General features: G+C 72.9%; 19 protein-coding genes. 12 read left to right on the forward strand and 7 right to left on the reverse strand.

The window, feature by feature from the left end; translation table 11 throughout:
* Nucleotides 1–143 precede the first annotated feature (143 nt).
* Nucleotides 144–1,133 carry a 2,3,4,5-tetrahydropyridine-2,6-dicarboxylate N-succinyltransferase gene (dapD, locus tag J2X68_RS35415; protein WP_310436709.1) on the forward strand — a complete coding sequence of 330 codons (990 nt, stop codon included), beginning with the start codon at nucleotides 144–146 and terminating at the stop codon, nucleotides 1,131–1,133.
* A gap of 327 nt (nucleotides 1,134–1,460) precedes the next feature.
* Here dapD and J2X68_RS35420 read toward each other — a convergent pair whose 3' ends face one another.
* Both J2X68_RS35420 and dapA read right to left on the reverse strand, forming a co-directional pair.
* A complete protein-coding gene (locus J2X68_RS35420; RefSeq protein ID WP_310436710.1) occupies nucleotides 1,461–1,967 on the reverse strand; it encodes a hypothetical protein in 507 nt (168 codons plus the stop codon).
* Nucleotides 1,968–2,229: 262 nt separating this feature from the next.
* Complete coding sequence (gene dapA, locus J2X68_RS35425) at nucleotides 2,230–3,195, reverse strand: 4-hydroxy-tetrahydrodipicolinate synthase (RefSeq protein ID WP_310436711.1); 966 nt, start codon at nucleotides 3,193–3,195, stop codon at nucleotides 2,230–2,232.
* A 164-nt stretch (nucleotides 3,196–3,359) separates the two neighbouring features.
* Between dapA and J2X68_RS35430 the strand changes: the two genes are divergently transcribed.
* The 4 genes from J2X68_RS35430 (at nucleotide 3,360) to J2X68_RS35445 (ending at nucleotide 6,212) form a co-directional block, all read left to right on the forward strand.
* A complete protein-coding gene (locus J2X68_RS35430; protein WP_310436712.1) occupies nucleotides 3,360–3,824 on the forward strand; it encodes a phage holin family protein in 465 nt (154 codons plus the stop codon).
* Complete coding sequence (locus J2X68_RS35435) at nucleotides 3,821–4,444, forward strand: DUF3618 domain-containing protein (protein ID WP_310436713.1); 624 nt, start codon at nucleotides 3,821–3,823, stop codon at nucleotides 4,442–4,444. Before J2X68_RS35430 ends, J2X68_RS35435 begins: the two co-directional genes overlap by 4 nt.
* A gap of 354 nt (nucleotides 4,445–4,798) precedes the next feature.
* Nucleotides 4,799–5,455, forward strand: a complete 657-nt coding sequence (locus J2X68_RS35440) for a helix-turn-helix domain-containing protein (protein WP_310436714.1) — start codon at nucleotides 4,799–4,801, stop codon at nucleotides 5,453–5,455.
* 13 nt (nucleotides 5,456–5,468) lie between these two features.
* A complete protein-coding gene (locus J2X68_RS35445; protein ID WP_310436715.1) occupies nucleotides 5,469–6,212 on the forward strand; it encodes an SRPBCC domain-containing protein in 744 nt (247 codons plus the stop codon).
* A gap of 15 nt (nucleotides 6,213–6,227) precedes the next feature.
* Here the strand turns inward: J2X68_RS35445 and J2X68_RS35450 are convergent, their stop codons facing one another.
* Complete coding sequence (locus tag J2X68_RS35450) at nucleotides 6,228–8,054, reverse strand: endonuclease/exonuclease/phosphatase family protein (RefSeq protein WP_310436716.1); 1,827 nt, start codon at nucleotides 8,052–8,054, stop codon at nucleotides 6,228–6,230.
* 345 nt (nucleotides 8,055–8,399) lie between these two features.
* Between J2X68_RS35450 and J2X68_RS35455 the strand changes: the two genes are divergently transcribed.
* The 3 genes from J2X68_RS35455 to J2X68_RS35465 all read left to right on the forward strand — a co-directional run bounded on the left by J2X68_RS35455 (nucleotide 8,400) and on the right by J2X68_RS35465 (nucleotide 13,554).
* Complete coding sequence (locus J2X68_RS35455; RefSeq protein WP_310436717.1) at nucleotides 8,400–9,827, forward strand: hypothetical protein; 1,428 nt, start codon at nucleotides 8,400–8,402, stop codon at nucleotides 9,825–9,827.
* 175 nt (nucleotides 9,828–10,002) lie between these two features.
* Nucleotides 10,003–11,466: an alkaline phosphatase PhoX gene (locus J2X68_RS35460; protein ID WP_310436718.1), complete on the forward strand. Its 1,464-nt coding sequence runs from the start codon at nucleotides 10,003–10,005 to the stop codon at nucleotides 11,464–11,466.
* Between the two features lie 504 nt (nucleotides 11,467–11,970).
* Nucleotides 11,971–13,554, forward strand: a complete 1,584-nt coding sequence (locus J2X68_RS35465; RefSeq protein ID WP_310436719.1) for a TROVE domain-containing protein — start codon at nucleotides 11,971–11,973, stop codon at nucleotides 13,552–13,554.
* A gap of 18 nt (nucleotides 13,555–13,572) precedes the next feature.
* Here the strand turns inward: J2X68_RS35465 and J2X68_RS35470 are convergent, their stop codons facing one another.
* The 3 genes from J2X68_RS35470 to J2X68_RS35480 all read right to left on the reverse strand — a co-directional run bounded on the left by J2X68_RS35470 (nucleotide 13,573) and on the right by J2X68_RS35480 (nucleotide 15,795).
* Nucleotides 13,573–13,953, reverse strand: a complete 381-nt coding sequence (locus tag J2X68_RS35470) for an SgcJ/EcaC family oxidoreductase (protein ID WP_310436720.1) — start codon at nucleotides 13,951–13,953, stop codon at nucleotides 13,573–13,575.
* Nucleotides 13,954–13,974: 21 nt separating this feature from the next.
* Complete coding sequence (locus J2X68_RS35475; protein WP_310436721.1) at nucleotides 13,975–14,688, reverse strand: SDR family oxidoreductase; 714 nt, start codon at nucleotides 14,686–14,688, stop codon at nucleotides 13,975–13,977.
* A 153-nt stretch (nucleotides 14,689–14,841) separates the two neighbouring features.
* Nucleotides 14,842–15,795 carry a LysR family transcriptional regulator gene (locus J2X68_RS35480; RefSeq protein WP_310436722.1) on the reverse strand — a complete coding sequence of 318 codons (954 nt, stop codon included), beginning with the start codon at nucleotides 15,793–15,795 and terminating at the stop codon, nucleotides 14,842–14,844.
* Between the two features lie 161 nt (nucleotides 15,796–15,956).
* Between J2X68_RS35480 and J2X68_RS35485 the strand changes: the two genes are divergently transcribed.
* A complete protein-coding gene (locus J2X68_RS35485) occupies nucleotides 15,957–16,265 on the forward strand; it encodes a muconolactone Delta-isomerase family protein (RefSeq protein ID WP_310436723.1) in 309 nt (102 codons plus the stop codon).
* Between the two features lie 27 nt (nucleotides 16,266–16,292).
* Here the strand turns inward: J2X68_RS35485 and J2X68_RS35490 are convergent, their stop codons facing one another.
* Nucleotides 16,293–16,913, reverse strand: coding sequence for a TetR/AcrR family transcriptional regulator (locus J2X68_RS35490; protein ID WP_310436724.1), 621 nt, complete (start codon nucleotides 16,911–16,913; stop codon nucleotides 16,293–16,295).
* 87 nt (nucleotides 16,914–17,000) lie between these two features.
* Between J2X68_RS35490 and J2X68_RS35495 the strand changes: the two genes are divergently transcribed.
* The 3 genes from J2X68_RS35495 to J2X68_RS35505 all read left to right on the forward strand — a co-directional run bounded on the left by J2X68_RS35495 (nucleotide 17,001) and on the right by J2X68_RS35505 (nucleotide 19,403).
* Nucleotides 17,001–17,675 carry a GntR family transcriptional regulator gene (locus J2X68_RS35495; protein WP_310436725.1) on the forward strand — a complete coding sequence of 225 codons (675 nt, stop codon included), beginning with the start codon at nucleotides 17,001–17,003 and terminating at the stop codon, nucleotides 17,673–17,675.
* A 78-nt stretch (nucleotides 17,676–17,753) separates the two neighbouring features.
* Nucleotides 17,754–18,770, forward strand: coding sequence for a 1-aminocyclopropane-1-carboxylate deaminase (locus J2X68_RS35500; protein WP_310436726.1), 1,017 nt, complete (start codon nucleotides 17,754–17,756; stop codon nucleotides 18,768–18,770).
* Between the two features lie 234 nt (nucleotides 18,771–19,004).
* Complete coding sequence (locus J2X68_RS35505) at nucleotides 19,005–19,403, forward strand: hypothetical protein (protein WP_310436727.1); 399 nt, start codon at nucleotides 19,005–19,007, stop codon at nucleotides 19,401–19,403.
* The last annotated feature ends 86 nt before the right edge of the window (nucleotides 19,404–19,489 follow it).

Here is a 19,489-nt window from a genome sequence, read left to right on the forward strand (position 1 = left end):
GCCTCCTCCCGTCGCTGACGGCCATGCTGGCACAGTTGGTTCCCAAGAGAAACTCACCAGGTCCGCAGGGGTGCGCGGCCCGCGTCCTGAGACACCGCTGTGCGGGTTGGCCTCCGCGGCCCCCCGCCGGTTAGGTTGCCCTCATGACCGACACGACTGTTCCCCGCACCACCGGCGCCGCGGCCGCCGGCCTCGCCACGATCGCCGCCGACGGCACTGTTCTCGACACCTGGTTCCCCGCGCCCGCGCTCGTCGCCGAGCCCGGCCCGTCCGGCACCGAGCGGCTGTCCGCCGAGAAGGCCGTGGAGCTGCTCGGCGAGGGCGCGGCGAAGGCGGTCGGTCCGGACGCCCGCCGGGGCGTCGAGGTGGTCGCGGTCCGCACGGTCATCGCCTCGCTCGACGACAAGCCGCTCGACGCGCACGACGTCTACCTGCGCCTGCACCTGCTGTCCCACCGGCTCGTGAAGCCGCACGGGCAGAGCCTGGACGGCATGTTCGGCCACCTCGCCAACGTCGCCTGGACCTCGCTCGGCCCGGTCGCCGTGGACGACGTCGAGAAGGTCCGCCTGAACGCCCGCGCGGAGGGCCTGCACCTCCAGGTCACGTCCATCGACAAGTTCCCGCGCATGACGGACTACGTCGCGCCGAAGGGCGTCCGGATCGCCGACGCCGACCGGGTCCGCCTCGGCGCCCACCTCGCCGAGGGCACGACCGTCATGCACGAGGGCTTCGTCAACTTCAACGCGGGCACGCTCGGCACCTCGATGGTCGAGGGCCGCATCTCCGCGGGCGTCGTCGTCGGCGACGGCTCGGACATCGGCGGCGGCGCCTCCACCATGGGCACGCTGTCCGGCGGCGGCAACGTCATCATCTCCATCGGCGAGCGCTGCCTCATCGGCGCCGAGGCGGGCGTCGGCATCGCCCTCGGCGACGAGTGCGTGGTCGAGGCCGGTCTCTACGTCACCGCGGGCACCCGGGTCACCATGCCTGACGGCCAGATCGTCAAGGCCCGCGACCTCTCGGGCGCCTCGAACATCCTCTTCCGCCGCAACTCGGTCACCGGCGCGGTCGAGGCCCGCCCGAACAACGCGGTATGGGGCGGTTTGAACGAGATCCTGCACAGCCACAACTGATCATTGCCATGACTGATCGTCGGCGTTGACTGGCCATCGCCACAGCCGATCATCCTCGAACGCCCTCCCGGACCGCCCCGGCGCGGTCCGGGAGGGCGTTCGCGTGTGGCGGTGGCACCTTCGGCCTCCCGCGCGGGCCCCGCAGGTCCGTTGTCAGTGCCTGCGGCCGGGGTCGCGAACGCGCGGTCGGCTTCCGGGGGTTCCAGCTCCGAAGGGAATGGCCGCCTCCCCGACCTGTCGCGGGCGGCCCGGAATCACCTCCGGGGCCCGACCGACGGTCGGGATTCGTCGATGGCCAAGCGGTGACCTGCCAGCGCCGACCGCGCGTCACCTCACGGGCAGGCCCGCCGCCCATTCCGTGAGGGCCGTGAAGTCCTCCTCGCGCAGGCCGAGTCGGGGACTCACGTGGTGCAGGAGGGCCGGGGCCGGGTGGTGGGCGGTGACGTAGGCCGTGTCGGCGGGGGACTGTTCGTCGTCCACCCAGGCGAAGGGGCGGCCCGCCGCGTGGGCGACGATCGCCTCCGTCTTCCAGTGGACCCCGTCGGGCCGGTGGGCGAACAGCGCCTCGCCGAAATCGACGTACGGAAGCTCGGGCAGCCCCACCACCGGCGCGATCCAGCGGTTGGCCTGGGCCATCCAGGTGGTCGCCCAGCACAGTTCGTACGGCAGGCGGAGCAGGGCGGCTCCGTGGCCCGGGTGCAGCCAGACGCGCAGCGGCCGCTCACGGCCCACGGACGCCCGGACGGTCGTATAGCCCGCGGGACGCTTCGAGGGCTTGGCGGCGTACGGGTTGAGGGGTCCGTCGACGTCGAGGTAGAGCAGCGGCCGGCTCATGGGCTCACCGTACGCGAGCCCGTCCGGGAGGCCGGTGGAATTTCGTGCGGGGGCACCGCAGCGGGCGGGGCGGGCGGTCCGCGTCTCCGGAGGACAGGGGCGGGCGCGGAGTCCGGTCCCCGGGTCCCCGGCAACGGCAAGGTCGTCCCGCTCGGCGACTTCCGGACGACCCACGACGACACCCTCGGACGCCGGACGCCGGACGCCGGGCTCTGGGGACCGCTGACCGACCGCCGACCGCCGACCGGCCCTCGCCCGGCGCTCAGGCTGCCGGTCGGGCGACGAGTCGCTCGTAGGCCGCGCGCAGCGCGTCGACCGTCCCCCGGTCGGCGGGCCGCAGCGGAGCCCTGACCGGACCGGCGGGCAGGCCCAGGTCGCCCAGGAGCCCCTTGGCCGTGACGGTTCCGGGCAGACCCGAGGCCATCATCGACTCGATCAGTTCCGTGGCCTGTTGCTGGAGCCGCGCGGCCCGGGAGGTGTCGCCCGCGTCGAACGCGTCCAGGACGGACCGGAGCCGGTCCGGCACCACGTTCGCGACCGTGCTCACGTAGCCGGACCCGCCCACCGCGTACAGCGCGAGGTGGTGCTCCTCGCAGCCCGCGTAATACGCCAACCCGGTCCGGGAGAGCACCTTCTGGGCGCCGAGGAAGTCGTAGGAACAGTCCTTGACCGCGACGATCCGGGGGTGCTCGGCGAGCCGGAGCATGGTGTCCGGCTCGATCCGGGTGCCCGTGCGGCCGGGGATGTCGTACAGCATCACCGGCAGCCCGCAGTGGTCCGCGACCTCCCGGAAGTGCGCCTCCAGGGCGTCCTGCGGAGGCCTGCTGCAGTAAGGGCTGACGACGAGCACCCCGTCCGCTCCGGCCTTCTCGGCGGCCCGGGCGAGTGCGACGGTGTGGCGGGTGTCGGCGGTGCCCACCCCGGCCACGATCGACGTCCCGTCGCCCACCGCCTCCCGGACCGCGGCCACCAGTTCCGCCTTCTCGGCGTCCGACGTGGTCGGTGACTCACCGGTCGTGCCGGAGAGCACCAGTCCGTCGCAGCCCGCGGCCACCAGCCGCTCGGCGAGCAGCCGCGCGCCGTCGAGGTCCAGCGCGCCGGCGCCGGTGAACGGCGTGACCATCGCGCAGAGCGCACGGCCGAAGGCGGGGGCGGGTCGGGGGGCGGTGGACGGCGTGGCGGTCGGGGTGGCGGCCGGACTCGGTGGCGTGGTGCGGGCTGTCGTCATACGGGTAGTCTCGGGCGCGCCACGGTGAAGCTCTACTTAATTCTTCTACGCTATATGGATAAGTGTTCCTGTACGGATATGGTGCCGGTCGCGCCTCGCCACGGGGGTAGCCACGGGCGGCCGGGGTACTCGGACGGTTCCGGAACCAGAGGAGGCGGAACCCCGTGACCGGGACCACGGACATCCGGCCCGTCCGCGACGGGCGGCACGGCGACGCGGAGCAGGGCGACGGGCGGCACGGCGACGGGCACCAGGGCGTCGGCGAACTCGTCGGCCGGGCCACCGAACAGCTCTCCCGGCTCGTACGGCAGGAACTGGCCCTCGCCAAGCACGAGTTCACCGAGAAGGGGCGGCGCGCCGGGCGCGGCGGAGGCCTGCTCGGCGCCGCGGGCGCGTTCGCCTACGCCGGTCTGCTCGTCCTCGCGGGCGCGGCCGTCGCCGCCCTCGCGCTGACGCTGCCGGTCTGGGCGGCGGCGCTCATCGTGATGGCGGTGCTCTTCGCGATCGCCGGCGTGCTGGCCGTGGTCGGCCGTGGCCAACTGCGCCGCGCCGCACCGCCCACTCCCGAGGAGACCCTCGGCAGCGTCCGGGCCGATGTCGAGGAGATCAGGGAAAGGGCACACCGATGACGGACAGGACAGCGGCCGACCTGCGTCGGCAGATCGAGCGCACCCGGCACCGGCTGGGAGCCACGGTCGAGGAGTTGGCGGCCAAGGCGGACGTCCGCGGCCGCACCCGGGCCCGCGCCGCGGACCTCATGGACCGCGCCGGGGCGATGACCGTGCAGTTGCGCAGCACGGCGTCCCAGGCGAGCTACCACCTGCAGGAACGGGCGGGACGGGCGGGGCATGTCGTCCAGGAACGCGCCGGGCGTGCGGGGCATGTCGTCCAGGAACGGGCGGGACGGGCGGGGCACGTCGTCCAGGAACGCGCCGGGCGTGCGGGGCACACGGCTCGGACGAGGGCGGGGCGTACGGCCCACGGGCGAGGGGTCCGTGCGAAGCACGCGGTGCAGGACGCCGCCGCCCGCGTCGGCCGCACCGCCCAGGACCACGCGCTGCACGCCCGTCACGACCTCCAGGACAAAGCGGCCCGCACGGGCCGCACCGCGGAGCGCTCCGCGCCCGCCCCGGTCCGCGTACCCCTGCGCTTCGCCCTCCGGCACCCCGGGCCGGTGGTGATCGTGGGCGCCGCGGCGGTGGCGCTGGTCGCGGCCGGGGTGATCGGCCGACGCAGGGCGAAGCAGTAGAGCGAGGCGGCAGGGCGAAGCAGGAGGACGGCCACGAGGGGGCGCGGCCCGGACGGTCATGACGACGGCCGTCCGGGCGACCACCCGGGCGAAGCCCCGTTGGGTCGAAGCGGCAGATGTGCCGGTCACGAGCGTCGAACGCGCTCGTGACCGGCTCTTTCGTTATCGGGGCGGGGCGCCGCTGACGGACCGCGGGCGCCCGGCGTCCGGTCTGCTCGCGCGTGGTCGCGTGGTCGCGTGGTCGCGTGGTCGCGTGGTCGCGTGGGCGGACGCGGGTGGCCGGTCCCGTTCCGGGGTCTCACCGAACACTGGATTGTCCTGGACAAAAAAAGTGTTCGGTGAGACGCTGGACGCATGCTGGACGTGACCGTGATCGAGGACCCCGAGGCCGCCGCCGTCTCCCTGGACCCCGTACGGGCCAGGCTGCTCGCCGAACTGGCGGCCGGACCCGCCTCGGCGGCGATGCTGGCCGGCAAGGTCGGGCTGCCGAGACAGAAGGTGAACTACCACCTCAAGGCGCTGGAGCGGCACGGCCTGGTCGAACTGGCCGGTGAGCGCCGCAAGGGCAACGTCACCGAGCGGCTGATGCGGGCGACCGCGGCGTCGTACGTGATCTCGCCGCTCGCGCTCGCCCCGGTGCAGCCGGACCCGGACCGCTTCCGGGACCAGCTGTCCGCGCGCTGGCTGCTCGCGCTCGGCGCCCGGCTGGTGCGCGACGTCGGCTCGCTGATCACCGGCGCCGCGAAGGCCCGCAAGGGCCTGGCGACCTACGCGCTGGACGGCGAGGTGCGTTTCGCCTCGGCCGCGGACCGGGCCGCGTTCATCCAGGAGCTGACGGCGGGCGTCGGCGCGCTCATCCGCAAGTACGACGCCCCCGACGCCGAGAGCGGCCGCGACCACCGGATCGTCGTCGCCGTCCATCCCACCGTCACGTCCCCGTCCCCGTCCCCTGCCCCGCTCCCGTCTCCGGAGCGGCGCCCGCTTCCGACCCCGGAAGCAGACAGTGAGTGATCAGGAGCCCACCATGTCCAAGGAATTCGAGATCGCCCGCGAGTTCGAGGTCGACGCCACGCCACAGCAGGTGTGGGACGCCTTCACCGCGGGGACCGGCGGCTGGCTGTGGCCGATGGAGGAGCCGGAGCCCCGCGAGGGCGGCAAGGGCCCCTTCGGGTCCACGGTCACCGTCTGGGACCCGCCGCACCGCTACACCAACCGGGTCGAGAACGTCGACGGCATCGCCGAGCAGACCGTCAACCAGCTCGACTACACCGTCGAGCCGCGCGACGAGGGCAAGCGCGCGTGGGTGCGCTATGTGCACAGCGGCATCTTCGTCGACGACTGGGACAACCAGTACGACGCGGCGGGCCGGCACACCGACTTCTACCTGCACACCCTGCGCGAGTACCTGACGCACTTCGACGGCCGTCCGGTCGCCTTCGTCACCTTCGACGGGCCGGAGGCGTCCAAGGCGCCGGACGCCCTCACCGCCGTGGCGCGGGCGCTGGGCCTCGCGGACGGCGCGGCCGAGGGCGCGCGCGTCCGGGTCGACGGCCCCGAGGGGCGACTCCTCGAGGCCGTGGTCGACTTCGGCGACCCGTACTTCATCGGGCTGCGCGGCGACAGCGCCCTCGTCCGCTTCTTCGGCCGCAACCACTGGGGCTACCCGGTCGGCGTCAGCGTCCACGACTTCGCGCCGGACGCCGACGCCGAGGCGAACGGGACCGCCTGGCGGGGCTGGCTGGACGAGGTGTTCAGCCGGCCCCGGTGACCGCGGCCGGACGGGTCACGGCTCGAAGCGCAGCACCTGCGGGTCGTGGTCGCTGATCTGGTCGTGGAACTCCGAGTTGATGTGCACGCTGTCGTACTCGAGGCCGCAGCCGCGCCGGATCGACGGGCTCACCAGGATCTGGTCCAGGACCTGCTGGTTGCCCTGGTAGTCGTAGGTGTAACGCTCGCTCTTCGGCAGCGACTTGATGGCCGACCACAGCTCGCCGTCGCCCTCGAGGAGCTGGGCGGTGCCGGAGAACTCGAAGTCGTTGATGTCGCCCAGCGCGATGACGTCCGCGTTCTTCTGCGTGTCAAGGATGTCCTTGACGAACGCGTTGACGAGCGTCGCCTGCTGGTGGCGCTGGGTCTCCGAGCTGCGCACCACCGGCTGGTACTGCGCGGTCAGGCCCTGGTCGCCGCCCTTGGAGTTGAAGTGGTTGGCGATCACGAAGACCGTGCGGCCGCGGAAGACGAACTCGCCGACCAGCGGCTTGCGGCTGCTCGCCCAGGCCGCGTCGGCCGGCTCGACGCGGCCGGGGGAGGCGGTCAGCTGCGCCTTGCCGCGCACCTTGGTGACCCCGACGGCCGTGCTCGCGTCGCCGCCCGCGCGGTCGGTGAAGGAGACCCGCTCCGGGTTGAACAGGAACACCTGACGGATGTTCCCGCCCGGCTCGCCGCCGTCGGTGTTGTTCGCCGGGTCGATCGAGCGCCAGTCGTACGCCGGGCCGCCCGCGGCCACGATCGCGTCGATCAGCTTGCCGACCGTCGCATCGGCGGCGACCGTGCCGTCGTTGGTCGCGCCGTTGTTGTCCTGGATCTCCTCCAGGGACACGATGTCGGGCGACTTCAGGTTGTTCACGATCGCGGAGGCGTGCTCCTCGAAGGTGGCGTCGGAGGGGTCCAGGTTCTCGACGTTGTACGTCGCGACCGCCAGCTCGCCCCTCTTCTGCTTCTGCGTCGTCTCCCGCTCCAGGCCGCCGCTCTTCAGCGTGCCGAGCCGGTTCGCGACGAGGGTGTAGCCGCCGTACTGGTTGTAGTCCAGCGGGCCCGCGGTGACGCCGGTGAGCGAGTCGCCGACGTTCGCGACGGGGAAGTCCGCCGTCGCGCCGAGCGACTGGATCTGCAGCCGGCCGGTGTTCTGCGAGGTGTAGGAGCCGTACAGCGTGCCCCCGCGGCGGCTCGCGTTCTCCCGCGGCTTCACCGTGACCCACAGCTCGGAGTACGGGTCGGTGGCGGTGACCACGCGCGCGTCGGCGATCTGGACGTTCATGCCCTCGAGGGACTCGTAGTGGTCCAGGGCGTACGTGCCCGGCCGCAGGGTGAGGCCGTTGATCGAGTTGCTCGCGGCGGCGTCGCCGGTGGGGGCGTAGGCGGCCGGGACCGACGTCGCGTTCACGACCGTCGGGTCCGGGACCGCGTTCCCGCTCGAGACGACCGTCACCGTCGGCTTGGTGATCTCGGTGACCGTCTGGTTGCCGGTCGAGGCGCCGCCCGGGACGAACTCCGAGACCGTGCCGCCGACCGTGACCGAGTCGCCGACGGCGACCTTCGGGGTGGAACTGGTGAAGACGAAGACGCCCTCGCTGGTGGCCGGGTCCGCGTCCGGGTTCGGATCCTGGATCCAGAAGCCCTTGGACGAGCCGTAGGTGCGCACACCGGTGACGATTCCGGCCACACCCGTGACCGCCTGGCCGGCGTACGGCGACAGCCGGGTCGTGCCCTGGATGTCATGGACGGCCACCGTGTCCGCGTGCGCGGGCGCGGAGAGCGCGACGGTGGAGGCCGCGGAACAGACGGCGGCGACGGTGAGCGCGGCGAGACGCGCGGACTTCTTGCTCGGCAACGGAAATCCCTCCGGGGACGTACATGAGCGCCGGGACGAGAGTGGAACGCGGGACGAGAGTGGAACGCGGGACGAGGGCGGAGCGTGGAACGAGGGTCGGACGTGGAGCGGGGCCGCAATCCGCGAGGCGGACGCGACGCGCGTAGAAAATACGGTGAACAGATGTCCATCGGATTTCTACGCGCGTCAATCTCCTGCCTGGTCACGCCACTTGTCAAGGTTTCGGCCATGTACGCCGCCCGGCGGGGAGATGAACCGGGCGGCATGGGTCCATACCCGTCTAGGCTGAGTGGCCCAGTGCCCCCGGCGGGCCGGTGGCACCACGCGCCCTAGGAGAACCAGCAGATGTCAGACAGCTCCCCCCTCCCGCCGGTGCGGCTGCACCCCGAAGCGGAGCTGGCGCGCGACGCGCTGTCCACGCCGTTGCTGTCCCGGGCCGCCCTGCTCGCCCGCTGGGCCGGTCCCGGCACCCGGGTCGACGCCGGGGGCGGACTCGTCGAGGACCAGCTGGCGCCGGCCGCCGAGGTGCTCGGGCTGACCGGGGACGACGCCGCCGCCTACGCGAGCGAGGCCTGGCGGGTCGCCGTGGACGCCGGGCTCGTGGAGGTCGTCGACGAGGAGGCCGGCACCGTCACGGCCGGCGAGGACCTGGCCCTGCTGACCGGCGGTTCCCCGCACGACATCCTCGCCGTCTGGCTCGGCGCCCTGGAGACCGTGCTCGCCGACGCGTCCGTCCCCGACCTCGACGAGCTGATGGAGGCGATGGACGAGGGCGGCGAGGTCGATTTGTCGCAGCTCGACTGGAACCCCGAGGCCGAGGCCGAGTTCCTCGACGGCGTCCTCGGCAACCTCTACCTGCTCACCGCCAGCGAGGACGGCCCCGGCGACGCCCCGGTCCCGCTGCCCGCCCTCGCCGCGTCGATGATCATCCCCGGCGACATGGACGAGCCCACCAACGACGTCCTGGAGCAGGTCTCCGACGCGATGATGCGGCTGGACGACCAGTTCCGCCTCCTGGAGCCGATCGGGATCGTCGCCTACCGGCCCGTCGACGAGGACCTGATGGCGGACCCGGAGGAGGAGCCCTCCGCCTCCTTCGACGAGGCCGACGTCTCCCGCTACGGGATGGTCCGCCTCACCCCCCTCGGCGTGTACGGGATGCGGGCCCGGCTGCTGGAGGCCGGTTTCGACGCCCCGGCCGTCGGCGACCTCGCCGACAAGGGCGCCGACGTCCTCCTCGACGGCAGCTCCGGCTACGGCTCCCGCGCCGCCCTCGCCGAGACCGAGCAGTGGCTGGTCCGCCGTGAACCCGTGGACGCCGCAAGGGAGTTGCTGGCCGCCGCCCGCGGCTCGGACCCCGGCGCCCCGCTGCGCCGACTGCGTTGCCAGCAGGCCCTCTCGCTCGTCGGCGGCCAGGCCGAACCCGCCGTCCGCGAGGTCCTCGACGACCCCGAACTCGGCGGCCTCGCCCGCGTCTGGCTCAGCGAGCTCGGCGCGACGGACGTGCCGGCGCCCTCCGAGGACCTGGTCTTCTGGCTCACCATCGACACGGTGGCGGCGCAGCTCGCCGCCGAGGGCAACTCCGAGGAGCTGCAGGCCCTCGTCGAGGGGCTGGCCCAGCAGCACAGCGGGTTCTTCTCGGCGGCCTGGCGGGTCGACCACCCGGCGACCCCGGACGTCCTGGAGGCGATGGGACGGCTGCATCCGGACAAGCGCATCGCGAAGGAAGCACGCAAGGCGGCGTTCAAGGCGCGGTCGCAACAGGGCGGATGAGTCTCCCGCGACGCGGTCGCCCGGGGGTCCCTGTGGCCTGATCAGGACGGATTCACGGAAGGGGGTCCCCTGAAGTCGCCCTCCGTTCAACTCCCGTTCAGGCATGGGCGGGACGGTGACGCCGAACCGAGGTCCGCCACCCTCCACGGCCTTCCACCGCGTCTCAGGAGACACCATGTCGCTCACCCGCAGGGACTTCGCCAGAAAATCCGCGATCACCGGTGCCGGGGTCGCGCTGGCGGGCAGCGTAGGCGCCCTCGCCACCGCGCCGAACGCCCTCGCGTCCACGGAGACCGCGTCCGCGGCGGACACCGCGGACGCGGAGGGGGCGTCGGCCGCCGGGCACCACGGGGTCGGCTACGGACCGCTGCTGCCCGACCCCGACGGCATCCTCGCGCTGCCCGCCGGATTCGAGTACCGCGTCATCACGTACAGCGGCAGGACCAAGCTGGAGTCCGGCGAGATCACGCCGTCCAACCACGACGGCACCGCCACCTTCCGCGGCCCGCGCGGCGCGACCCTGCTCGTCAACAACCACGAGCTGAAGGGCCCGCGCGCGAGCTGGCCGTACCCGGTCCCGCTCACCGAGGGCCTGGTCTACGACCCGGCGGCGGCCGGCGGCTGCACGGTCGTCGAGGTGCGCCCCGGCGGCCATGTCGCCGAGTGGGTCGGCATCGCCGGCACCTCCACCAACTGCGCGGGCGGCAGCACCCCCTGGGGCACCTGGCTCAGCGGCGAGGAGACCGAGGACAAGGCCGGCCAGAACGGCATGACCAAGGACCACGGCTACATCTTCGAGGTCGACCCCGAGGACCGCCGCGCCAACCGCGACCCCAAGCCGATCAAGGCGTTCGGCCGGTACGCCCACGAGGCGGTCGTCATCGACCCCCGGCGCGGCCACGCGTACCTCACCGAGGACGCCTCCGGCCCGAACGGCCTGCTCTTCCGCTGGACGCCGCCGGCTGGCTTCCGGCACGGCCGGGGCAAGCTGCGCACCCTCGCCGACGACGCCGGCGTCCTGCAGGCCTTCAAGTGCTTCGACTCGGGCGGCAAGTTCGTCGACGACCTCTCCCGCGCCACGAAGATCGGCACGGTCTACGGCGTCGACTGGATCGACGTCCCCGACCGCGACGCCCGGTCGGTGTCCGTCCGCAAGCAGTTCACCGACGGCCAGGTCACCCGCGCCCGCAAGCTGGAGGGCATGTGGTGGGGCGACGGCGGCGCCTACATCGTCTCGTCCTACGCCCGTGACGAGAGCCCCGTCCAGCACGACGGCGCCGTCTGGTTCTACGACCCCAAGCGCCGCACCCTGACCCTGAAGGTGCTGCTCGGCGTGAACCCCGACCCGTCCGTGGACGGCGCCTTCGACGGCCCCGACAACATCACCGTCTCCCCGTACGGCGGTCTCGTCATCGCCGAGGACGGCGAGGGCGTCCAGCACCTGTTCGGCGCCACCGACAGCGGCCGCACCTACCCCATCGCCCGCAACGAACTGAACATCGGCACCGCGGAGGAGCCGGAATACAGCGAGTTCACCGGAGTCACCTTCTCGCCCGACGGCCACACCCTGTTCGCCAACATCCAGACCCCGGGCATCATGCTCGCGATCACGGGGCCGTGGAAGCGCCAGAAGCGCTGAACACCGCACGGTAGTTAATTCACTCGCTCGATCCGCGGCCGCCCTCCTAAAGTGGTGCACGTCCAGGTGCGAAGGCAGGACCTACTTCCACTGATAATGGGGCGGCCGCGGGTTCGAGTCCCGCCACCGGTACAACGCGCCGGTGTAGCTCAGGGGTTAGAGCACCTTGTCGGTTCCGCCGGCTTCGATCTCTGGACACCACAATTTCACAGCACCTCCCGGTGCGCGGGCTGCGGCTCCTTCTTTGCCATAGAAATCCAGGCCGCCGCCGAATTTATCTCGGGAGGCGCAGCATGTGGTGGGTGCCCGGTGCGCAGGCAACGGTTACTTCATTGGATCGGACGGTCGCGGGTTCGAGTCCCGTCATCGGCTTCAGGTCGGTGTAGCTCAGTCGGCAGAGCATCTGGCTAAGTCCGTCGCCGACCCCTGATCTCGGGCACCTTCCTTTTGCTGCGCCTCTCCCGATGCACGACTGAATGAACAATGAATTCGGGGGAATTCACCATGGCGCGCTTCAATGTCCGTGCCCGTAAGCCGCAGCCCGTATCGCCCGTGACCACCACGGGCCGGATGCTCCGCACCCATCAGGGCGGCCGGGGCCACGAGCGGGACGCCCGCTCCGAGCTTTTCCTGCTGGCCGTCGCCCACTTCGTCTCCCAGCAGACCTTCTACGAGACCGGCGTGGCCCGCGACGACCGCTTCACGAAGCTGGTGCGCGAGCTCGCCGTCGACGACCCGTCCTGGACGGCCGGCCTGCTCGGCTGGCTGCGTGGCGAGGGCAACCTCCGCACCGCCGCGATCGTGGGCGCCGCCGAGTACGTGCACGCGCGGCTGGCGGCGGGCGTCACCGACGGACCCTCGAACCGGCGGGTCGTGGACTCCGTGCTCCAGCGTCCGGACGAGCCCGGCGAGCTGCTGGCGTACTGGACGGCGACGTACGGCCGCGCCCTCCCCAAGCCCGTCAAGCGCGGTGTCGCCGACGCCGTGCGGCGGCTCTACCACGGCAAGTCGCTGCTGAAGTACGACACGGCCTCGAAGGGCTACCGCTTCGGCGACATCCTCAACCTGGTGCACGCCGCGCCGGACCCGGCCAAGCCGTGGCAGGGCGATCTGTTCCGGTACGCCCTCGACCGCCGGCACCACCCCGACACGGCCGTGGTGCCCAGGTCGCTGCCCGCGCTCGCGGCGCACCGCGACCTGATGGCGCTGCGGCCCGCCAAGCGGCGCAGGGTCGTGACCGGAGCGGGCGGCGCGCGGCGCCTGGCCGAGGCGGGCATGACCTGGGAGGCGCTGGCGGGCTGGCTCCAGGGGCCGATGGACAAGGCGGCCTGGGAGGCGGTCATTCCGACGATGGGGGCGATGGCCCTGACGCGGAACCTGCGCAACTTCGACGAGGCGGGAGTCTCCGACGAGGTCGCGGCGCGGGTGGCGGCGAAGATCAGCGACCCGGCGGAGGTCGCGCGCTCGCGGCAGTTCCCCTTCCGGTACCTCGCCGCGTACCAGCACGCGCCGTCGCTGCGCTGGGCCTACCCGCTGGAGCGGGCGCTCGGCCACTCGCTGGCCAATGTGCCCGCGCTGCCCGGCCGGACGCTGGTGCTCGTCGACCGGTCCGGGTCGATGTTCTACGCGCGGCTGTCGGACCGTTCCGAGCTCAACCGGGCCGACGCGGCGGCGATCTTCGGCACGGCGCTCGCGCTGCGGGCGGCCGACGCCGACCTCGTCGAGTTCGGCACCACCAGCAACAAGATCACGTTCCGTGAGGAGGAGTCGATGCTGAAGATTCTGGAGCGCTTCGGAGACCTCGGTGGCACGGACACCACCGAGGCCGTGCGCCGGCACTACCGCGGCCACGACCGGGTGCTGATCGTCACCGACGAGCAGTACGCGGCGAGCCGTCACGGCGAGCCGACCGACCAGGTCCCGGCGCACGTGCCGGTCTACACCTGGAACCTGGCCGGCCACCGGGCGGGCCACGGCCCGTCCGGCAAGGGGAACCGCCACACCTTCGGCGGACTGTCGGACGCCGCCTTCCGGATGGTGCCGCTGCTCGAGGCCGCCGACGACACCCGGTGGCCGTGGGCGGCCTGAGCGGCGGCCGGGTCCGGCTCAGCCCGGGCCGAGCCGCGAGACCTGGTAATGGGCGATGCGCCAGTCGCCGTCCTCGCGCCTCAGCAGAACGCCGAGGTGCACGGCGATCGCGGGCCGGTCGGTGAACGAGAACTCCACGTGCGCGTAGCCGAGGACCACGTCGTCGGCGAGGCGCCGGGTCTCGACGAGCCGGTGGTCGGCCGTCATGCCGAGGGGCTGGGAGTCGTAGTAGGCCGCGACTCCCGGCCTTCCCGTGCTGTAGGGGCGCAGGCCCTGGAAGATCGCGTCCTCGGTGAAGAGGTCGGCGACCCGCCCGGGTTCGTGCGCGTCCACCGCGGCCTTCCACCGGTCCAGGACGTCGCGCAGGACCGCTGCGCCGTCCGTCGTACCGCTGCTCATCGCTGTGCTCCTGTCCGCCGGTCAGTGGCCGGCGCTCATGCCGCCGTCGACGTGGAGGATCTCGCCGGTGACGAACGGGGCGTTCTCCAAGTAGACGACCGCGTCGACGATGTCGCTCTGCTCGCCCATCCGGCCGACCGGGTGCAGGGCGGCGAGGAAGTCGTGCGTCTCCTCGGCGTGCATCGGCGTCTTGATGGTGCCCGGCGAGACGGCGTTGGCCCGGATGCCCCGGGTGGCGTACTCGACGGCGAGGGACTTGGTGGCGGACTGGAGACCGCCCTTGGTCAGCGAGGCCAGGACGGAGGGGACCCTGGCGTCGGCGTTGTCGACCAGGCTGGTGGTGACGGTGACGATGTGCCCGCCGCCCTGGGCCAGCATCCGTTCGACGGCGAGCCGGGTGAGGTGGAAGAACCCGGTCAGGTTCACGCCGGTCACGGTGGCGTAGTCGTCCGCGGTGTAGTCGGTGAAGGGCTTCGCGACGAACACGCCCGCGTTGTTGACCAGCGTGTCGATCCGGCCGAACCGTTCCACGGCCGTCGCGACGACGCGCACGGCGGTGGCCGGGTCGGCGATGTCGCCCCGGACGGTGACGAGGTCGACGTCGTCGGCGGGCGCGATGGTGCGTGAGGTGGCGACGACGGCGTAGCCGAGCTTGCGGTAGGCGTCGACCAGCGCGGCGCCGATGCCCTGCGACGCGCCGGTGACGACGGCGACCTTCTGCTGCTGAACGCTCATGGTGATCTCCTCCGAGGGAACGCGATGACCGGTCACTAGCCGACCGGTCGACTATTTGAACGTAGGCCGGTCGCCGGGCGGCGTCAAAGCCCGGGAGGGCCCTGCCCGGGACCTGTTTCCTCCGGCCTGGGAGGAGCAGGCTCCCAGCGCAGGTCAGCAGGGGAGCGTGTACGGATCGTCGGCGGGCAGCCAGGCGTCCGGGGCATGGATGCCGAGGTCGTCCGCGCCGACGCCGTCGCAGAGCGCGTCGACGACGCCCAGGACCCCGGCCCGCTCCTCGCTCTCCCGCCGCACCAGGGACCAGGTCCAGTACACCGCCGGCGTGACCACCTCGCGGCGCACCAGGTCGGACGGCAGCGGGGTCGTCTGCCCCTTGGGCGAGTTGAGGACGGGACGGCGGCAGCGCCGTACGTGGTCGAAGAAGGCGGGACCGGTCACGGCCCCGTCGGAGATGCGCACCGCCCGGGCCCCGGTGGCCCGGGTCAGCTCCTCGGCGTACTCGTTCCAGGACGCCCAGGAGGTGACGTCGTCGTCGATCAGGACGTCGGTGTCCCCGGCGGCCACGGGGGGCGCGGCGGACGATCCGCCGGCGTCGGTGCTCCTGGCGACGGCGTACAGCCGGTCGGCGCCCAGGAGCCGGGCCCGCAGCCCGAGCCGCTTCAGGTCGTCGTCGCGTACCCAGCACACGGCGAGGTCGAGGCTGCCGTCGGCCACCCGGGCGGCCTGCGTGTGCGAGGGCGCGACCCACGCGTCGACGTGGACCCGCGCCACGGGGGCGGTGCGCCGGGCCAGGTCCGCCGGGAGCCAGTTGACGTACCCGAGGCGTACCGCCTGCGAGCCGGACAGCCGACGGGCGCGGCCGCGCAGGTCGTCGGCCCGCTCCAGCAGGGCGCGCGTGTGCGGCAGCAGGTCGGCGCCGGCCGGGGTGAGCGAGACCGACCGGCGGTCGCGGTCGAAGAGGCGTACGCCGAGGTCGCGTTCCAGCGCCTTGATCTGCTGGGACAGGGACGGACCGGCGATCAGGAGCCGCGCGGCGGCCCGTCCGAAGTTCAGTTCCTCGGCGACCGCGACGAAATACCGCAGCTGGCGCAGCTCCACGCCCGCCATGCTACGTCGGGGCGGGCCGGTAGGAGGCTGCTCCTCCCAGCAGGGAGGAAGGCGGACGTGGTCGCCCGCGCGGCGGCGGGCGGACGATGGGGGTGGGCGAGCGCGACGGCGTCCGGCCGCCGCGATCCGCCGCCGTCGTCCCCGTCGAGCGGAGAAGGACCATGCGAGAGTTCCTCGTCGAGATCACCACCACCGTCCCCGAGGGCACCGGGCAGGACGTGGTCGACGCACGGCGCGCCGCCGAAGCCGTCCGGGCCCGCGAACTGGCGGCCTCCGGTCACCTGGCCCGGCTGTGGCGGCCGGTCGGCGAACTGCGCAGCATCGGCGTCTGGCGCGCCGCCGACGAGGCGGAGCTGCACGAGAAGGTGCTCGGGACGCTGCCCCTGCGCCCGTGGATGACCCTCACCGTCACCGCCCTCCAGCCCCACCCCAACGACCCCGGCCCGCACCACGCCGCCGACACGCCCTGACGGCTCGCGCGGCCGGGGCCGGTCGGGTCAGGCGCCGGCCGTGCCGACCCGCGGCGCGGGGGCTCCCAGCAGGGCCAGGCAGTTCGTCCACAGGAGGCCGAGCCGGTCGGTGTCGTTGTAGAGCTTGGCGAACATGACCTGCCCCTCGAGCTGCGCGACGACGGCCCGCGCGGCCGCCCGGGTGTCGGTCACCGCGACCTCGCCGCGCCCGAGGGCCTCGGCGACGACCGACTCGACCATCTCGACCTGCGCCTCGAAGATCTCCTGGAGGCGGTCGCGGACGGCCTCGGTCCGGTTGCTCAGCTCCAGGGTGAGGTTCCCGAACAGGCACCCCGCCACGGTGCCGCAGTTCCGCTGTCCCGCGCGCTGCCCGGCCTCGGTCTCCTCGAACAGCAGACGCAGCCGGGCCAGCGGCGCCGCCTCGCCGCGCAGCACCCGCTCCCACGCGCGCCGCTGCTCGGCCCACTGCTCGTCGACGACGGTCAGCGCGAGAGTTTCCTTGGACTCGAAGAAGTAGTAGAAGCTGCCCTTGGGCACCCCGGCCGCCTTGCAGATCTCGGCCACGCCCAGCGCCGAGTAGCCGCGCAGCTCGATCAGTGACCGCGCGGAGCTGAGGATCTTCTCGCGGGCATCGCTGGTCCGTCCCATGAGGCCGAGTGTACGACCGGTCGTCTACTCGCCTGGCCGCACCGGAGCCTTGCGTGCCCGGGCAACTGATATCTAACATTTCAGTTCATGGAGACCGTGCCGCGCACTCTGCTCAGGGACCGCGCCTGCGCGGCGATCCGGGACGCCATCGTGGCCGGGGACATCGCCCCCGGCGCGGTCGTGCGCGACGCCGATCTCGCCGGGCGGCTCGGGCTGTCGCGGGCGCCGGTGCGGGAGGCGTTCGCCCGGCTCGTCGACGAGGGGCTGCTGGAGAGCAAGCCGCAGAGCTACACCCGGGTGACCCCGGTGGTGGCGGCCGACGTACGGGACGCGGCGGCCGTGGTCGGCGCGATGCACGAACTGGCCACCCGGGTGGCGGTGCCCCGGCTGTCCCCGGCGGACGTCGAGGGGATGCGCGCGGCCAACGAGCGGTTCGCCACCGCCGTACGGGCCGGGGACGTGGACGCCGCCCTGCGCGCCGACGACGCGTTGCACGACGTCCTGGTCCGGGTGGCGGCCAACCGCGCGGCGGCCGCCACCATCGCCCGCTACACCCCCCTCATCCGGCGGCTGGAGCGACGGCGCTTCGGCGAGGGCGGCACCTGCCGTTCGGCCGGACTCCACGGCCGTCTGATCGAGGCCTGCGCCGACGGCGACGCGGCCGAGGCGGTCCGCGTCACGGCGGAGATCTGGCACACCCTCGCGGACCTCGCCGACCCCGACGACCGGGCGGCCGACCGACGTGACCGCGCCCCCGGGTGACCGACGGCCAGGTGACCGCGTGACCCGCCGCTCCAGGTGACCCACTGCTCCAGGTGACCCACTGCTCCAGGAGGCCCCATGTCCCTCTCCTCGTACGCGCGTTACCCCCTCCTCTTCGGCCCGTCCCCCGTGCATCCGATGGAACGGCTCACCGCCCACCTCGGCGGAGCCGCCCTCTGGGCGAAGCGGGAGGACTGCAACTCCGGCATCGCGTACGGCGGGAACAAGACCCGCAAGCTGGAGTACCTCGTCGCCGACGCCCTCGCGCAGGGCTGCGACACGCTCGTGTCGATCGGCGGGGTGCAGTCCAACCACACCCGCCAGGTCGCGGCCGTCGCCGCCCGCGCGGGACTGAAGTGCGTGCTGGTGCAGGAGAGCTGGGTGGACTGGCCCGACTCCGTGTACGACAAGGTCGGCAACATCCTGATCAGCCGGCTGGCCGGGGCCGATGTGCGCCTGGTGCGGGCCGGGTTCGGGATCGGCTTCAAGGAGAGCTGGGAACTGGCGCTCAGGGAGGTCGTGGAGTCGGGCGGGAAGCCGTACGCCATCCCCGCCGGGGCCTCCGACCATCCGCTCGGCGGCCTGGGCTTCGCCGGGTGGGCGTACGAAGTGGCCGCACAGGAGCGGGAGTCGGGCGTCTTCTTCGACACCGTGATCGTCTGTTCGGTGACCGGGTCGACCCAGGCGGGCATGGTCGCCGGGTTCGCCGCGCTGGAGGAGGCGGGCGGGCGGTCCCGGCGCGTCATCGGGATCGACGCCTCGGCCAGGCCCGCCGAGACCCGCGAGCAGATCGCCCGCATCGCCCACCGCACCGGGCAGCTCATCGGACTCGGGCGCGAGATGACCGTCGAGGACGTCGAGTTGGACGAGCGGTACCACGCCGGTGTCTACGGCGTCCCGGACGAGGCGACCCTGGAGGCGATGCGGCTCGCCGCGCGCACCGAGGGCATGGTCACCGATCCCGTCTACGAGGGGAAGTCGATGGCCGGGCTCGTCGACCTGGTCGCGCGCGGCGAGATCGGCCGCGACTCCACCGTGCTGTACGCGCACCTGGGCGGGCAGCCGGCGCTGAACGCGTACAGCGCGCTGTTCTGAGGACGGAGGAGACGCCCGGCGGTGGGCAGGCGTCCGACGGCGGCGAGGTGTCGTCGGGCGCCCCGTCGGTAGCCTGGGCCCCTCTCGGTTCCCCGCGGGGAGTGGCGTCGGTCGGACCAGACGATGAGCCGCCGATGACGCCGTCAGCGTGATGTGCGGCGGATACCGCAACCGGCGAGGGCTCGGCACGCTTCCTGTCCGGCAGAACCGTAGGAAGCCGGTGAGGAGAGCAACGTGACGACCACCGCCCCCGAACACAGCGACCCCCGCGCCTTCGTCGACCCCTATGCCGTCGATGCGGCCGAAGTCCGCTGGCCGTCCCCGGCCGGCTGGGACCAGGACCAGGACATCGACCGGCCCATGGCCATGGACCGGCACGGGGGCACGGGCTGGGGCACGGACCAGCACCAGCACCAGCACCAGGGCGTCGACCACCTGCCGCCGCCGAATCCCGCCGAGCGCCTCAGCCTCTCCGTCGCCCCGCGTGACCGGCGACGCATCGACCTGCACGCGGCGCTCACCGCCGCCGGGATCCCGCCCTACCCCGAGGACCGAGACGCCATCGACCAGCTCAGCGCCCTGTCCGGCAGCGTCAACGCCGCGCTCCAGCGCTGGCTGCACCACCTCAGGTGAGCCACGTCAGCCGCCCCGGCCCGGGATGGGGACGGCGGGGACGGCGGGGACACAGGGTGCTCCCTGTCCGGTGTCCCGCGGGAAGT

Source organism: Streptomyces sp. 3330 (assembly GCF_031456635.1).
GTDB lineage: Bacteria > Actinomycetota > Actinomycetes > Streptomycetales > Streptomycetaceae > Streptomyces.

Coding starts and splice junctions, on each gene's coding strand:
- dapD (WP_310436709.1), top strand. CDS start 144: ATGACCGACACGACTGTTCCCCGCACCACCGGCGCCGCGGCCGCCGGC.
- J2X68_RS35420 (WP_310436710.1), bottom strand. CDS start 1,967: ATGAGCCGGCCGCTGCTCTACCTCGACGTCGACGGACCCCTCAACCCG.
- dapA (WP_310436711.1), bottom strand. CDS start 3,195: ATGACGACAGCCCGCACCACGCCACCGAGTCCGGCCGCCACCCCGACC.
- J2X68_RS35435 (WP_310436713.1), top strand. CDS start 3,821: ATGACGGACAGGACAGCGGCCGACCTGCGTCGGCAGATCGAGCGCACC.
- J2X68_RS35440 (WP_310436714.1), top strand. CDS start 4,799: ATGCTGGACGTGACCGTGATCGAGGACCCCGAGGCCGCCGCCGTCTCC.
- J2X68_RS35445 (WP_310436715.1), top strand. CDS start 5,469: ATGTCCAAGGAATTCGAGATCGCCCGCGAGTTCGAGGTCGACGCCACG.
- J2X68_RS35455 (WP_310436717.1), top strand. CDS start 8,400: ATGTCAGACAGCTCCCCCCTCCCGCCGGTGCGGCTGCACCCCGAAGCG.
- J2X68_RS35460 (WP_310436718.1), top strand. CDS start 10,003: ATGTCGCTCACCCGCAGGGACTTCGCCAGAAAATCCGCGATCACCGGT.
- J2X68_RS35465 (WP_310436719.1), top strand. CDS start 11,971: ATGGCGCGCTTCAATGTCCGTGCCCGTAAGCCGCAGCCCGTATCGCCC.
- J2X68_RS35470 (WP_310436720.1), bottom strand. CDS start 13,953: ATGAGCAGCGGTACGACGGACGGCGCAGCGGTCCTGCGCGACGTCCTG.
- J2X68_RS35475 (WP_310436721.1), bottom strand. CDS start 14,688: ATGAGCGTTCAGCAGCAGAAGGTCGCCGTCGTCACCGGCGCGTCGCAG.
- J2X68_RS35480 (WP_310436722.1), bottom strand. CDS start 15,795: ATGGCGGGCGTGGAGCTGCGCCAGCTGCGGTATTTCGTCGCGGTCGCC.
- J2X68_RS35485 (WP_310436723.1), top strand. CDS start 15,957: ATGCGAGAGTTCCTCGTCGAGATCACCACCACCGTCCCCGAGGGCACC.
- J2X68_RS35490 (WP_310436724.1), bottom strand. CDS start 16,913: ATGGGACGGACCAGCGATGCCCGCGAGAAGATCCTCAGCTCCGCGCGG.
- J2X68_RS35495 (WP_310436725.1), top strand. CDS start 17,001: ATGGAGACCGTGCCGCGCACTCTGCTCAGGGACCGCGCCTGCGCGGCG.
- J2X68_RS35500 (WP_310436726.1), top strand. CDS start 17,754: ATGTCCCTCTCCTCGTACGCGCGTTACCCCCTCCTCTTCGGCCCGTCC.